This window comes from Curtobacterium sp. MCBA15_008, assembly GCF_001865065.1.
Lineage (GTDB): Bacteria > Actinomycetota > Actinomycetes > Actinomycetales > Microbacteriaceae > Curtobacterium.
Window position 1 is genome coordinate 1 of record NZ_MJGN01000073.1, and the last position, 449, is coordinate 449.

General features: G+C 59.2%; 2 protein-coding genes. Both read right to left on the bottom strand.

Translation table 11 applies throughout. From position 1 onward, the window contains the following. Nucleotides 1-182, bottom strand: a 182-nt coding sequence (locus BIU96_RS20145) for a hypothetical protein (protein ID WP_217642296.1), incomplete at its 3' end; no start/stop codon positions are given. 24 nt (nt 183-206) lie between these two features. After that, on the bottom strand, nt 207-449 hold a 243-nt coding region (locus BIU96_RS20150), incomplete at its 5' end, for a hypothetical protein (RefSeq protein ID WP_217642297.1).

A 449-nucleotide genomic window follows, 5' to 3' on the forward strand; every position in this document is an offset into this window, starting at 1 on the left:
GCCAGGGCCTGCAGGTGGAAGTCACCCCGCAAAAGACGGGAATTGAGAACCCGGGCCAGCAACCTCGCCAGCCGCACGATCTTGCGGTTGCTTTGCACATCCAGGGCAGCCACCACCGTTGTTCTGAGTGGTTTGCCGTGGAGTAGGCCACAACTGAGCAGAAAGGTCTTGATGGTGCCCATGGTGCTGTCTTTCGGTGGCGTGGCCTACCAGACACCACCCTTGCGCCGCACCACGTCCGTCAGCCGTTTGATTTCCGGGTATTTGGCGAACTGCGTGGGTATGGTCTTACGGGTATTGGGCTGGTTGGCCAGGTAATGGAACGGCAGGGCATCGGTGGAGAAGCCGGCATAGCCGTCATCCATGGCCTGCTCCAGCAAGGACTCCATAGCTTTGAGCTCATCTTCCGTCGGATCGCGGGAGATGCTGGCGTCAAAACCCATTACTTC